At 60.2% G+C, this 14513-nt stretch carries 11 protein-coding genes; 6 read left to right on the plus strand and 5 right to left on the minus strand.

Annotated elements, in window-relative coordinates:
- The first annotated feature begins 204 nt into the window (after positions 1-204).
- From pta to ACKFRY_RS03910, 3 genes are all read left to right on the plus strand, one after another.
- Positions 205-1566: a phosphate acetyltransferase gene (gene pta / locus ACKFRY_RS03900; RefSeq protein WP_250409842.1), complete on the plus strand. Its 1362-nt coding sequence runs from the start codon at positions 205-207 to the stop codon at positions 1564-1566.
- Positions 1567-2790: an acetate kinase gene (locus tag ACKFRY_RS03905; RefSeq protein ID WP_005325574.1), complete on the plus strand. Its 1224-nt coding sequence runs from the start codon at positions 1567-1569 to the stop codon at positions 2788-2790.
- A gap of 139 nt (positions 2791-2929) precedes the next feature.
- Positions 2930-3376 carry a helix-turn-helix domain-containing protein gene (locus ACKFRY_RS03910; protein WP_250409841.1) on the plus strand — a complete coding sequence of 149 codons (447 nt, stop codon included), beginning with the start codon at positions 2930-2932 and terminating at the stop codon, positions 3374-3376.
- Positions 3377-3716: 340 nt separating this feature from the next.
- Here ACKFRY_RS03910 and ACKFRY_RS03915 read toward each other — a convergent pair.
- The 4 genes from ACKFRY_RS03915 to ACKFRY_RS03930 all read right to left on the minus strand — a co-directional run bounded on the left by ACKFRY_RS03915 (position 3717) and on the right by ACKFRY_RS03930 (position 10375).
- Positions 3717-4933 (minus strand): IS3 family transposase gene (locus tag ACKFRY_RS03915; RefSeq protein ID WP_408919102.1). Its coding sequence is split into 2 segments (ribosomal slippage): positions 3717-4672 and positions 4672-4933, totalling 1218 coding nucleotides; the frame shifts between segments, so codons are not numbered across the junction.
- A gap of 413 nt (positions 4934-5346) precedes the next feature.
- Positions 5347-7920 (minus strand): tetratricopeptide repeat protein, encoded by a 2574-nt coding sequence (locus tag ACKFRY_RS03920; RefSeq protein ID WP_408923250.1) that lies wholly within the window; start codon positions 7918-7920, stop codon positions 5347-5349.
- Positions 7917-8930, minus strand: coding sequence for a glutamate ABC transporter substrate-binding protein (locus ACKFRY_RS03925; protein ID WP_408923251.1), 1014 nt, complete (start codon positions 8928-8930; stop codon positions 7917-7919). The genes ACKFRY_RS03920 and ACKFRY_RS03925 overlap by 4 nt, the downstream gene beginning before the upstream one ends.
- Positions 8930-10375, minus strand: a complete 1446-nt coding sequence (locus tag ACKFRY_RS03930) for a hypothetical protein (RefSeq protein ID WP_408923252.1) — start codon at positions 10373-10375, stop codon at positions 8930-8932. Before ACKFRY_RS03930 ends, ACKFRY_RS03925 begins: the two co-directional genes overlap by 1 nt.
- Before the next feature lie 70 nt (positions 10376-10445).
- Between ACKFRY_RS03930 and ACKFRY_RS03935 the strand changes: the two genes are divergently transcribed.
- The 3 genes from ACKFRY_RS03935 to ACKFRY_RS03945 are packed head-to-tail and all read left to right on the plus strand — an operon-like array spanning position 10446 to position 12748.
- The gene (locus ACKFRY_RS03935; RefSeq protein WP_005329848.1) at positions 10446-10940 is read left to right on the plus strand and encodes an NUDIX domain-containing protein; all 495 of its coding nucleotides are present in this window, start codon (positions 10446-10448) and stop codon (positions 10938-10940) included.
- 29 nt (positions 10941-10969) lie between these two features.
- A complete protein-coding gene (locus tag ACKFRY_RS03940; protein ID WP_408919560.1) occupies positions 10970-11962 on the plus strand; it encodes an ABC transporter ATP-binding protein in 993 nt (330 codons plus the stop codon).
- Between the two features lie 6 nt (positions 11963-11968).
- Entirely contained in the window at positions 11969-12748 is a 780-nt protein-coding gene (locus ACKFRY_RS03945) for an ABC transporter permease subunit (RefSeq protein ID WP_250413569.1), read from the plus strand.
- Between the two features lie 492 nt (positions 12749-13240).
- Here the strand turns inward: ACKFRY_RS03945 and ACKFRY_RS03950 are convergent.
- A protein-coding gene (locus ACKFRY_RS03950) for an IS3 family transposase (protein WP_408919102.1) occupies positions 13241-14457 on the minus strand; the annotation gives its coding sequence in 2 pieces (ribosomal slippage) (positions 13241-14196 and positions 14196-14457; 1218 coding nt in all).
- Positions 14458-14513: the final 56 nt, after the last annotated feature.

Below are 14513 nucleotides of genomic sequence, written 5' to 3' on the forward strand. Positions count from 1 at the left end.
TTGTGCTGCATATTCTACGCGGTCACTATGCGATAAAAACCACAGCATTACTAACCCCAGTTTAGGGAGGTCACGATGGGGCATAGGAGGGGGTAAATCGCGTACAGTGGAGTAGTCACCGCGCGCTGATAACTGTGATGACTGACATGAAGTTATGAGGCGCGTTAATTGTGTTCAAGTGACCGTGAATGAAAGGTAAATTGCATGTCTGCATCGCATTCCGCAGTTATTAGCGCTATCGGCCGTGGCTTCGATGGCCTCGATGTGCCCGCCCTGGCTAAGGACCTGGGCGCGGAGCTCATCCGCCTCGAAGACTTCGATGCCACCGTCGCCGCCGTACTGGCTGAGGCTCCCGCCGCTGAGAACATCGTGGCGCAGGGCACCGGCGATATCGCCTTCGATGCCGAAGTAGCTGCCGCCCTTGGCCTGCCGCTGGCCATCATTTCCGGCGCCCCGCAGCGCACCGGCGAGCTTGCCCAGCACAATGCGGAATCCCTGGGGGCTACCGTCGCTGGCATCTTCACCGACCTGGAAGCGGTTCCGGGCGCACTTGCTGCGCTTGGCGACGTCTCCCCGGTCATGTCCGCAGACCTCTTCCAGAAGCAGCTCATTGACCAGGCCCGCGCCGCCGGTTCCCACATCGTCCTGCCAGAGGGCGACGATGACCGCATCCTCGAGGCCGCACACGTGGTCCTGCGCGATAAGGTTGCCAAGCTGACCATCCTGGGCAACGAGGCCGATATCAAGGCCCGCGCCGAAGAGCTGAAGCTCGACCTGGCTGGTGCCGAGATCATCAACCACCTCGAGTCCCCGCTGGCAGAGGAATTCGCCGCCGACTTTGCCGAGCTGCGCAAGAAGAAGGGCGTAACCCTCGAGCAGGCTCGCGAGACGATGAAGGATATTTCCTACTTCGCCACCATGATGGTGCACAAGGGCTTGGCCGATGGCATGGTCTCCGGCGCTGCTCACACCACCGCCCACACCATTAAGCCTTCCTTCCAGATCATTAAGACCAAGCCGAATGCTTCCGTGGTCTCCTCCATCTTCCTGATGGTCATGCGCGGCCGCCTGTGGGCCTTCGGTGACTGCGCCGTCAACCCGAACCCCACCGCCGAGCAGCTGGGCGAGATCGCTATCGTTTCCGCACAGACCGCCTCCCAGTTCGGCATCGACCCGCGTGTGGCCATGCTGTCCTACTCCTCCGGCACCTCCGGCTCCGGCCCGGACGTTGACCGTGCAGTGGCCGCCGTCGAAGCCGCTAAGAAGCTGGATTCTTCCGTCAAGGTGGATGGCCCGCTGCAGTTCGACGCCGCCTGCGACCCAGGCGTTGCGGCTAAGAAGATGCCGAATTCTGAGGTGGCCGGCCAGGCAAACGTCTTCGTCTTCCCGGACTTGGAGGCCGGCAATATTGGCTACAAGACGGCACAGCGCACCGGCGGTGCGCTCGCCGTGGGCCCGATCCTGCAGGGTCTGAACAAGCCGGTTAACGATCTGTCGCGTGGCGCGACCGTTCCGGACATCATCAACACCGTTGCAATCACCGCTATTCAGGCTGGAGAGAAATAAATGTCATACGTTCTGGTCCTTAACTCAGGTTCTTCCTCCGTTAAATTCCAGCTGGTCGATCCCGAGTCCAGCGCCACGGATACCCCGCTGGTCTCTGGCCTAGTCGAGCAGGTTGGCGAGCCCCTCGGCGCCGTCACCGTCAAGACCGGTGGCGAGAAGTACAAGGAAGAGCTGGAAATCCCTACTCACTCCTTCGGCCTTGAGCGCGCTTTTGCCATCATGAGCGAGCACAACGTTGGCCCGACCGACGTGGATGTTATCGCCGTTGGTCACCGTGTTGTTCACGGCGGCCGCCTCTTCTCCGAGCCACAGCTCATCGTGGACCAGATTGAGTCCATGATTGAGGACCTCATTCCGCTGGCTCCGCTGCACAACCCGGCCAACCTGGACGGCATCCGCGTGGCCCGCAAGATGCTGCCGGATATTCCGCACGTTGCCGTCTTCGATACCGCGTTCTTTAACACCCTGCCGCCGGCAGCTGCGCTGTACGCCATCAACAATGAGGTGGCATCCAAGTACGATATCCGTCGCTACGGCTTCCACGGCACCTCTCACGAGTTCGTCTCCCAGCAGGTACCGGGCCTTTTGGGCCGCGACCCGATGCACACCCACCAGATCACCCTCCACCTGGGCAATGGTGCGTCCGCTGCAGCCATCCGCAATGGCCGCGCCATCGATACCTCGATGGGCCTGACCCCGTTGGCCGGTCTGGCTATGGGTACCCGTTCCGGTGACATTGACCCGGGCATCATCTTCCACCTCGTCCGCCAGGCGGGCATGAGCGTGGATGAGATTGACAACCTGCTCAACAAGCAGTCCGGTGTCAAGGGCATCTCTGGCGTTAACGACTTCCGTACGCTGCGCGAGCGCATCGACAACGAGGACCAAGACGCTTGGCTGGCTTATAACATCTACATCCACCAGCTGCGCCGCTTCATCGGTTCCTACATGATTGCCCTGGGCCGCGTGGACGCCATCACCTTTACCGCCGGTGTGGGCGAGAACGATACCGAGGTCCGCCAGGACTCCCTGTACAACCTGGATATGTACGGCATCCACTTTGATAAGGAGCGCAACCTGGTCCGTTCCGACCAGCCGCGCATGATCTCCACCGAGGATTCCCCGGTTAAGGTCTTTGTCGTTCCGACCAACGAGGAGCTGGCTATCGCCCAGAAGTCCGCCGAAATCGCCGCAATGGCGCGTGAGGCTGGCCTCTACAAGTAAAAAGGCTCTTACGTCCAGTTAGAAGCTGGAATGTGAACGAGAGGCGTGCGGTCCGCAAGGGGCCGCGCGCCTCTTTTTTATCTCTGAACCTAGTACAGCAAGCGTTTCGTTTATTTCGTTTATTTTGTAAGGTGGGGGTATGAAGGACTTACAAAATGGCGGGGCAACTCGGGATACCAGCCCAGCGGAAGAGGCTTTATTAAGGCTCAATTCTGTGTTGGAGGCCAAAGATTCACCGGCACCAGTGGATATATTCGTGCAAGGAACCGAGCAAATAATCGCAATTCCGCGAGAGATCGCCGAAACCCTGCAGAAAGTTCTCGCCATCGAAGCGGCAGGGAAATCGGTCCGCGTAGTGCCCGCGGAATCCGAATTCACCACGCAACAGGCAGCAGACTTTCTCAATGTTTCGCGGCCACACGTTGTAAAGCTTATTGATGAAGGGAGCCTTCCCGGCTACAAAGTTGGGTCCCATCGCCGCGTGAGTCTTGCGGATCTGCAGAAATACAAGAATGAAAGAGATGCCAGTCAGCGCCGTGCCGTAGCTGAATTGACAGCCTTATCGGAGGACCTGGAGCTTTATTAGTGGGGCGGTTGACGGTAGTTTATGATGCCACTGTGCTCTACCCGAGCTTGCTTCGTGATGTCCTGATAAGGGTGGCTGGTAGCGGTGTATTCCGTGCCCGATGGACGGAGAGAATCCTAGATGAAGTCTTCTTTAACTTGCCGCGCAATCGTCCTGATTTAGACCCTAAGAAGTTATCCCGCACCCGTAGATTGATGTGTTTAGCGGTCGAGGATTGTCTTGTGACTGGATACGAGGAATTAATTGATGATCTATGGCTACCAGATCCGAATGACAGGCATGTCCTAGCGGCAGTGGGGTTGCCCGCAAATCGTGGACACGTAGTGGGGCTACCTAGTGCTTAGGCAGCTATTTCTTTTCTACTGGTGGTTAGACCAATGTGGTTTTCGAAGTCGACGGGGCTGACCATCCCTAGTGCAGAGTGCCGGCGCCGACGGTTGTAAACGACTTCCATCCAGTAGGCAACGGCCTTGCGCGCGGCATCGCGGGTAGGCCAACGCTTGCGGTCGTAGAACTCGGTTTTAAGCGTCGACCAGAACGACTCAGCCATCGCGTTATCAAAGCACACACCAGTACGCCCCACAGACTGAGCAATGCCCAGGTTATGGCAGACTTCCCAGAGCTTCTCGCTGGTAAATTGCGTTCCGCGGTCAGCGTGGAACACCAGCCCATCAGGAACGTCACCGCGCAGTGTATATGCCATCCGCAGGGCCCGTTCGACCAGGCATGTATCTTGAACGCTATCCATCGCCCAGCCCAGCACCCTGCGGGAATGGCCGTCGCGGACCGCACACAAGTACAACCATCCCTCGCTGGTGCGTAGGTAGGTAATATCCGACATCCACACTCGGTTGAGCTCACCAGTATCAAACATGCGCTTGACCAGGTCAGGAAGAGCTGACTTACGCTTGGATTGAATCGTTGTCACCGGGACAAAGGCACGCGGTGAAATCCCTTCAATTCCCATCAGGCGCATCCGCTTAGCCACAGTCTTGCGATTCAGGGTGATCCGGTAACGCTCGGTAAGTTCTGCGGTGATCCGGGGAGCACCATAAACCTCATCGGAGTCTTTCCAGATCTGATGAATCTTGCGGTCAACGTCATCGTAAAATGTTGCACGATTATCTTTTCCGGATAGTCGTTTCTGCTGCGTATCAGCCCATTTGTAGTATCCAGACCGAGACACTTTTAATAGCCGTGCCATGCGTTTGATGCTGTAGTTTGCCTTCTCCTGCTGCATCAATTCGAACTTTTCTGCTCGCGTTGCTTCGCGGCGAAGAAGGCTGTCGCTTTTGACAAAAACTCATTATCCATCTTGGCTTCCGCCAACTCACGGCGCAGACGAGCATTCTCAGCACGAAGATCCGCCTCACTCATCCCATCCGAGGCCCCTCGGCGTTCACGCTCGAGTTTGACCCACCGGCCTAAAAGCCCGGCGGAGACGCCAATCTCCTTAGCCACATGAGCGATCGGGCGCTCTGACTCGATTACAAGGTTCGCGGCTTCACGCCGGTACTCCGGCGTGTACTTCTTGCGCTGTTGACTCACAATGAACATCCTCTCCTACGGACACAAGATCCGCACAAATAGGGTGTCCACTAAACGAGGGTAACCTCAGCAGCAATTAGTTGTGGTGCTCAAAGTATCATTACTGAAAATGTAAAAGACTTTCCTTGTTCCATTCTTGATGGTTTTGGCATTAGACGGCAGAGCGCAGATGAGTTTTTGTGCGAATTGATCGCTTCTTCGCCCGCGATTGTGCAGCATTCGATTGAGGACGCGGCTGCCGCTTTTAAAAAGCCACCGCGAAGTGTGGACGAGGTCCTAACGGCATTAGCGTTATCGGGAACACCGAGGGCAGTTGAAATGCTTCGTTCTTAAATTTTCAAACGTGTCGTCTGATTTATGCAGCGCAGGATGGCCTAGAAGATGTGCCGCTTGTGGGGCGGCTGTACGAGCCTGCGTAGCGATTAGAAGGTGGTGACGGGGCGGACCTGGTTAGCAAGGTCAACGAGCGCGTAGCGGTGGCGGCTAAACGGTGCTTGGCGCGCGAGGGCGCGGAGTGTCTCGGAGAGACCGGTGCGCAGGCCACGCTGGGTAAAGGCGTATTCGAAGAGGTCGTTGGGGGAGGCGGCGCGCGAGAGATCGGCATTGCGCAGGAAATTCAGGCCGGCGGAGATGACGGCAATCTTAATCTGGAGGAAGCGCGGCTCGTTGGTGGGGACCTCTTCGAGGCGTCGGGCGGCGCGGCGGATGCGGGACTCGGAAAGATCGTGGACGATGAGCTGGAGGATCGTCGTCAAGCGGGCCATGCGATAGTGGCGCGAGGCATTGGGGACCTTGTCGAGGACCACGACGGCTACCTCCACCTGGCCCTCGGAACGCAGCTGGCGGGCGAGGCCAAAGGAGGAGGAGACGGTGGTGGGGTTGGTGGACCACACAATGCCGTAGAGGCGCATGGAGTTAAAGCGCAGCGCGGCCGGGTCCTGGGTGACGTGGTTCCAGATTTCCGGCTGGCCCTCAAAGGCGGAGTTGGGGAGATCGGCCAGCGTGGAATGCATATTGGAGCAGGCGCGGGCCACGGTGGGGTCAATGAGCGCGGTATCGCTATAGTCCAGCTGCTGCAGGATGAGTTCATTGATGGCGGCGATGGCAAGCTTGGGCGCCGCCTCGCCCGGCAGGAGATCGAGGACGGTGGAGAAGTATTTCTGGGCGTCGCGGTAGTCGTCGTGAAGCAGCTCGGTGATGCCGGCGTACCACTGGAAGCGCCAGTCGCGGCCGAGGCGGTCCTCGATGGAGCTCAGCCACTGGCGGGCTTGGCCGGTATAGCCTAGGTCGATCATGGAGCGCACCACGCCCAGCGGGATTTCGGCCGAGTGCTCGTACTCGGGGGTCTGCATGGCCTGGCGGAGGGTCTCCAGGGCTTCCTGTGGCTCCGCATAGGAAGCGCCCTGCAGCAGGCCGGCGCCCACGTCATCGCGGTCCAGTAGCGGGGTGGGCAGGGCGGAGACGACCTCGGGGGCGGTGATTTGGACGGTGCGATCGATGCCGTCGATAAGCTGATCCGTGCGGAAAACCAGGTGCTTGGTGCCAAAAGTGGTACGTTGCGGCGAGAACAGCGAATGCTGGGATGGGTACTGCAGGCCGTCGCGGATGGCGATGACCTCGCGCAGCACGCCGTAGAGCTGGGTGCGCAGCTCCTTGATGGAGGTAAAGCGGCGCTCCGGATCTGGGTCGGTGGCGCGCTGCAACAGGCGGTAGAGCGACAGAAAGCGGCGCAGCTCCGGCTCCTCGGTCGGGGTGGGAATGCCCGGCAGACAGACGCCGTCCTCGGTGGGCAGCTTGAGGCAGAGCGAAGCCAGGGTGCGGCCGATGGTGTAGATATCGCTGGCGATGGACGGGCCCTCGGTGGCCACTTCCGGGGCCTGGTAGCCCTTGGTGCCGTAGATATAGCCAAACGCGCCAATGCCGGAGACCGCGCCCAAGTCAATGAGTTTGACCTGGTCCTCGGTGACGATGATGTTATCGGGCTTTAAGTCGTTATAGACCACCCCGCGCGAATGCAGGTACTCCAGCGCGGGCAGGATTTCTAGGATATAGGCGATGGCGATATCGACGGGCAGGAGCTTATCCGGCTGCTTTTTGCGCCTGCTTCTTAGCGACGGCCCGCCGACATACTCCATGACAATAAAGCCGCCGGGCACCCGGGCGTCATCGATGAAGTTGAAAATCTTGACGATGCCAGGGTGGGTAATATCGGCGAGGAACTCGCGTTCTGCCACCGCAGCGGCGGTTTCATCGGCCGATTTTTGGGCCTGCATACCTTTGAGGACCACCACTCTTCCGGAGACAAAGTGATCATTGGCCAGGTAAATCCAGCCCATGCCGCCGTGGGCGATAACGCCCAGGATTTCGTACTGTCCGGCCACCATGTCACCGGGCTGTAGCTGTGGCGGCGGAATCTTCTTCCCGGAGGATTCCTCGGTGGGGTCAATGAGGGCGTCGGTGGGCTCGTCGGGGGTGATAAACGGCAGGCGCACCATGCCATCGGCCACGCGGCGCTCGGAGCGGTGGGTGCCGCGGCGCTCGCGAAAGGTGTCGAGCGCGCGGCGGCGCGAGCGCTGCGAGGAGTCCTCCTGGGCCTTTTGGGCGCGCTGTTGTTCGCGCTGGGCGCGGATATTGTCTAGGTCTGCTAACAGGGTGGAAATGTGGTCTGGATCGATGGAACCATCGGCGTCCTCGTCTTCGTCCGCGAAGGGATCGAAGGCAACCGCGGAGGTACCGGCGTCATCGCCGGGCTCATTCTCGTCCGCAAAGGGGGCAAAGGCCACGGCCGCGGTGCCCTCGTCATCCTCGTCTGCAAAGGGGTCGAAAGCAACGGCGGCGGTGGCGGGGCCGTCGTCCAAGGGGGCATCGTCCAGCGCATCCGGCTCCTGCGCGGAATTGGCGGCATTGGTGGGCTGGCGGAAGGAGCGCTGGGTATCGAGGTTCTCCGGCTCGATGTACTCGAGCTCGTCATCGCTGAAATTCGGGTTATGGCTCATGGCTTAGCGTCCTCCTCGATGTACTTTCCGGCCGGCAGGGTGGGCTCTTCCAGGTAGGCGCCGAGCCACTCCTCAAAAATGGAAGACCAAGTGCCGTCGCGGCGGATGCGCTCGAGCGTGGAATTTACTTGGCGCAGCAGCGGGCGGGTGTCATGCTGCTTGCTGGGGCGGCGCACGGCCACGCCGTAATTCTCGGTCTCTAGCGGCTCGCCCACGATGGAGGTATAGGAGTCTTGGGCGGCCATGCCGGAGAGCAAGGCATCATCGACGACGATGCCATCGGCCTGGTTAAGCTGCAGGGCCATCAGGCAATCGCCCCAGGAACGGGTAACCAAGATATCGGACTTGGGGGCGTGTTCGCGGATGGTTTCCAGTGCGGTGGACGCGCCCACACCGCATAGGGTCTTGCCGGCGGCGTCCTTGACGGACTTAATACCGGAATTGGTGAGCACCAGCATGCGGGTTTGGGTGTTCATATAGGGAATGGAAAAGGCCACGTCGTGCTCGCGCTCCGGGCTGATGGTCATGGTGCGCACGATCATGTCCACCGCGCCGGTATTGAGGGCATTAACGCGGTCGGAGGATTCTATGAAGCGGAAGTCCACCTTATTGGGATCGCCGAAGATATCGCGGGCAATCTCGCGGGCGATATCCACCTCGAAGCCGCGCACGTCACCGGAGGCGGCATCGCGGTAGCTCATCAAGTTATTGGAACGGTCCACGCCCACGATGAGACGACCGCGCTTGACGATGTCCGGCACCCGCTCCTTCGCCTTCTTATCGTCCGGGCGGTAGCTGCCCTTAATCTCTTCCTCAGAGGCGCGCTGCGCGGCGGTGGAGCCGGCCTTTTCAACCTTCGCCCCTTCCGGCAGCGGCGGGCCCGGCCGGGAGTCGAGGGGGCGCTCGGCGGGCGCCTCCAGCGGCGGGGTGGAGCGAACATCGCAGGAGGCGAGCGGTAGCGCGGCGCAGGCGCAGGTGAGCGCGGCGAGGACGAGGCGTGGGCGGCGCATTAGAGGTACTCCTGCAGTCGGGGACGGATGCCCAGCCACACGGCAATAATGGCGCACAAGGTCAGCAGGAACACAGCCGAGGACACCGCAGTCATGGCGGTCAGGCCGCGCTCCAAGTAGCTGCGCATGGCGATGCGCGCCTGGCCGATGAGATCCGAGAGCTCCGCGTCGAGCTCATCATAAGAACGCGCCGCGGTCATCTCTCCGTTCTTGGGCTCGGTAGCCGTGGCCTGGTAGATGGCCTCGTCATAGTCGCCGTCCTTGAGCGCGCCCATGAGCTTGTCATGGGTGCCGCGCCACTGCTCGGCGGCCGCCCGGGCGCTGTGGATGAGTTCTGGGTCGGTGACCTCCACGTCCTCATCATTGAGCGCTTCCTCATAATCCTCTAGGGCCCCTTCGATGGAGTTGATGGAGCTGGAAAAGCGCACCATCGTATCCTCCTCGGAGGAGCGCAGCACCAGCGCCAGGGTCTCAGAGGTACGCGCCTGCTGCGCCTCAATCCGCGAGGCCGTGAGCGAATCCCACGGGCGCGAGGCCGTTTCAAAGCCCTGGTGGCCGGTGGACCATGTAGCCAGGTTGGATAGCGCTACCCAGGAGATAGCCAAGAAAAGCAGCACGCTGGCCGTTAAGAAGCCGCGGTTAAAACGCCGGCGGGTCTGGCGCCACAGCCACCATTGGGCCACGGCGAGGAAGAAGAGCGCCGCCAAGAGGCCGGAGAGCGGCACCCATTGCGGCGAGGTGAGCTCTTGCTGTTGCTGATTCACCTTGGCGGTGGTCAGCTGGAACAGCTCGGAGGCAGCCGGCAGGATACGCTCGCGCATCAGCGCCGAGGCATTGGACATATAGGAATTGGCCACCGCATTGCCCGCCCGGTGGTTGGAGCGAGCCTTTTCCACCATCGCGGTATAAACGGGCAGCTCGCGTTGGATAAAGGTCACCAGCTCACGGACGCGACCATCTTCTTGGGTGGTGCCCAGTACGGATTCGGTGGCCGCTACGGAAGCGGCATCGATGGCCTCGTTATAGCTATCGCGGTTGCGCTCCGATTCCACGCCGGCCTGCACGAAGCCGGTGGTGGCCACGGTATCGGCCACCGAGAGCGAACTATAAAGGTGGTGCGCCGCATTCGACATCGGCTCGGTGGTGCTCAGCAGCTCGTCCAAGTCGGAGTGGCGGGCGGCGGAAGACTGGGACATCGATAAGCCGGCGGCGCCTAGGGCTACGGTGAGAATGAGCGTGACCGTAAAAAGCTTGCCTGGGGTGGTGGAGGCAAAGTAGTAAAAGCGGCGCAGCAGGCGCGCCGGGCCCGCGAACCATTCCATGGCGCGGCTGCTGAGCCCGCTGAAGGCCGGGCCGGTGGGCGCGGTGACCTCATCGAGCCAGTGATCGCTCGGGTGAGCGTGCTCGTCATGCACGCTTTCTGCCCGGACTGCCTGCTCGGTCATTCACTCAGAATAGCGCCCGCAGTGTGCTGGGCGCCACCATATACCCGCGTGTGTGGCTAGGATAGGCAGCATGCATAACCCTCACAGTGGAGACGGCTGGGCGGCAGGCCCCGGCGGCATTCGCGTCTGGGGAAAATTTGGTGCCGCCGGCCTCTTCCTCGTCGCCGGGCGCAAGGTGCTCCTCCAGCACCGCGCCGCGTGGACCAATCACGGCGATACCTGGGGGATTCCGGGTGGCGCCCGCGACTTTACGGAGACGCCCACCCAGGCCGCACTGCGTGAAACCCATGAAGAATGCGCGATTGCACCCCAGGACGTAGAGGTGCTCGATGCGCGAGTAACGGCCGGGCCCTATCCCGCGGCGGGGGATCTGCCGGGGGAGTGGACCTACACCACCGTCCTAGCACGCACGCGCACCGGCGCACCGCTTCCTACCACAGCTAATGAAGAGTCCTATGAGCTGCGCTGGGTGCCTTTTGAAGAGGTAGAAAGCCTCCCCCTTCTGGCCGCCTTCCGCCACGCCTTTCCCACCCTGCGGGAGAGCGTGGAGGCATTAAACAGGTAAAGTTGCCGGATTTATGGCACGCTAGTGCCATGATCGAAGTAGAAGGACTGACTAAACAATATAAGTCTGTCCGCGCCGTTGACGATCTCACCTTTCAGGTAAAACCCGGCATGGTCACCGGGTTCCTGGGCCCCAATGGCGCGGGCAAATCCACCACCATGCGCATGATCCTGGGCTTGGACACGCCGACGGCCGGCAGGGCTCGCATCAACGGCAAGCACTACCACGAGCTGAAGTATCCCCTGCGTGAGGTAGGCGCCTTGCTCGATGCCAAAGCGGTGCACCGCAACCGCAGCGCCGCCAACCACCTGAAATGGATTGCGCAGTCCAACGGCATTTCTACTTCCCGCGTTGACGAGGTCTTGGGGCTGGTAGGGCTTTCCGACGTCGCCGGTAAGAAGGTCGGCGGCTTCTCCCTCGGCATGGGCCAGCGCCTGGGCTTAGCCGGCGCGCTGCTCGGAGACCCGGGCATCCTCATCCTGGACGAGCCGGTCAACGGCCTCGATCCGGAGGGCATTCGCTGGGTCCGCCAGCTCGTGCGCGCCCTAGCCGATGAAGGCCGCACCATTTTGATCTCCTCCCACCTGCTCTCGGAGATGTCTCAGACCGCCGATCACCTGGTGGTCATTGGTAAGGGCCGCCTAGTGGCGGACCAGCCCACCTATGACTTTGTGAAGGACCACTCGCAGTCCTCCGTGCTGGTGCGCTCCGACCATCTCGATGCCTTTAGCTCCGCGCTGCGTGCCGAGGGCATTGCCTTTACCGAGTCCACCGACGAGGAAGGCCGCCCCCGCCTGGTGATTTCCAACCAGACCACGGACTTCGTGGGCCAGCTGGCCTACTCCACCGGGGTGCCGCTTAATGAGCTCAGCCTCAAGCGCGCCTCCTTGGAGGACGCTTTTATGGAGCTTACTGGCGACGCCGTCCAGTACCACGGCTCCACCGGCGCCCCCAACCCGGGCATCGCTGGCACCGCTGGCGCCGCCACTCCGTTCGCTCGACCCACCCAGCAGGAGGTTTAATTCGCCATGCTGAATACCTTGAAGTCCGAATGGACCAAGCTGCACACCACCCGCTCCTTCTGGTGGACCACCTTCATCTTCCTTTTCTTTGCCTGGGGTTGGGCCATCCTCAATGCTCGCTTGACTAAGCCGGCAGAAACCCCTGAAGAGGCAGCGATGGGCATGGGAGTTATCACCTCGGATGGCGCGGTGTCCTTCCTATTGTTCCTTGGCCTGCCCGTGCTCATGATCCAGGCCATCATGATCGTGACCACCGAGTACCGCTATGGCACGCAGACCATTACGTTTATGGCTACCCCGCGCCGCTGGTCGGTGGCCTTGGTCAAGCTGCTCATGTACGCGGTTATCGCGGCCGCGCTGACCTTTATCGCCGTGGCGGGCGCCTACCTGCTTACCGAGCTTTTTGCCCACGATGAGGTAGCCGCGCAATTCCACCCTTGGGACGATGAGATGGGCCAAAAGCAGTTGTGGAAGTACCCGCTGGCTGCCGCGCTGCTCGTCCTCTTCTCGCAAGGGCTGGGACTGCTGCTGCGCTCGACGGCTGGTGCCGTGGCAATTGGCCTCATCCTTTTCCTCGGCGTGGACAATCTCGTAGCCACCATCCCCAAGGTCGGCAGCAAGCTGGTGAACTACATGCCGTTTAAGTCTTTCCAGTCCTGGCTGCTGGAGATGGAACCTGTTGATGCTCCGTGGAAGGAAAACTGGGGATTTTGCCTGGTATTTGTTGCCTGGGCCGTTATCCTGTGGGGCCTCGGTGTCCTCTTGTTGCAAAAGCGCGACGCCTAAGCGGCTCTAACGCACAGCACCGGCCCGGATGGCAGCTCATGGGCTGCCTGCCGGGGCGGTTACTTGTCTCCGCAACAGCTTTCCTTTGAGGCTGGTGGCTAAGCCTAGAAGTTTGTCTGGATTATCTGCGGGACGTTGTTAAGAAAGTGCCCTCTGTGCTGCGCGCACGAGTCGGGCGAGCGTGGCGGCGTCTAGCGCGTACTCGTAGTCTCCACCGCCCCCGTGGGCTTCGATGAACAAGGCGCACAGGTGCGTGTCCTGGGCTTCATGAACAATGTCCGTCACCGCTTCACCCACCAAAGCGCATCGTTGACATGCAATGTGTACACTGCCCAGCCTGAATGTGCAGTGTAAATGTTTAGATTAGAGTTATATGTACCCCTCATATAGGTTATTTTGAATACCTTTCGCGAGACGCGAAAATCGAGTCTGCGCATGTGCTCATCTGGGGTTGCCCGCAAATCGTGGACACGTAGTGGGGCTACCTAGTGCTTAGGCAGCTATTTCTTTTCTACTGGTGGTTAGACCAATGTGGTTTTCGAAGTCGACGGGGCTGACCATCCCTAGTGCAGAGTGCCGGCGCCGACGGTTGTAAACGACTTCCATCCAGTAGGCAACGGCCTTGCGCGCGGCATCGCGGGTAGGCCAACGCTTGCGGTCGTAGAACTCGGTTTTAAGCGTCGACCAGAACGACTCAGCCATCGCGTTATCAAAGCACACACCAGTACGCCCCACAGACTGAGCAATGCCCAGGTTATGGCAGACTTCCCAGAGCTTCTCGCTGGTAAATTGCGTTCCGCGGTCAGCGTGGAACACCAGCCCATCAGGAACGTCACCGCGCAGTGTATATGCCATCCGCAGGGCCCGTTCGACCAGGCATGTATCTTGAACGCTATCCATCGCCCAGCCCAGCACCCTGCGGGAATGGCCGTCGCGGACCGCACACAAGTACAACCATCCCTCGCTGGTGCGTAGGTAGGTAATATCCGACATCCACACTCGGTTGAGCTCACCAGTATCAAACATGCGCTTGACCAGGTCAGGAAGAGCTGACTTACGCTTGGATTGAATCGTTGTCACCGGGACAAAGGCACGCGGTGAAATCCCTTCAATTCCCATCAGGCGCATCCGCTTAGCCACAGTCTTGCGATTCAGGGTGATCCGGTAACGCTCGGTAAGTTCTGCGGTGATCCGGGGAGCACCATAAACCTCATCGGAGTCTTTCCAGATCTGATGAATCTTGCGGTCAACGTCATCGTAAAATGTTGCACGATTATCTTTTCCGGATAGTCGTTTCTGCTGCGTATCAGCCCATTTGTAGTATCCAGACCGAGACACTTTTAATAGCCGTGCCATGCGTTTGATGCTGTAGTTTGCCTTCTCCTGCTGCATCAATTCGAACTTTTCTGCTCGCGTTGCTTCGCGGCGAAGAAGGCTGTCGCTTTTGACAAAAACTCATTATCCATCTTGGCTTCCGCCAACTCACGGCGCAGACGAGCATTCTCAGCACGAAGATCCGCCTCACTCATCCCATCCGAGGCCCCTCGGCGTTCACGCTCGAGTTTGACCCACCGGCCTAAAAGCCCGGCGGAGACGCCAATCTCCTTAGCCACATGAGCGATCGGGCGCTCTGACTCGATTACAAGGTTCGCGGCTTCACGCCGGTACTCCGGCGTGTACTTCTTGCGCTGTTGACTCACAATGAACATCCTCTCCTACGGACACAAGATCCGCACAAATAGGGTGTCCACTAAACGAGGGTAAC

This window comes from Corynebacterium tuberculostearicum, assembly GCF_046097255.1.
In the GTDB taxonomy this organism is placed as follows: Bacteria; Actinomycetota; Actinomycetes; order Mycobacteriales; family Mycobacteriaceae; genus Corynebacterium; species Corynebacterium tuberculostearicum_J.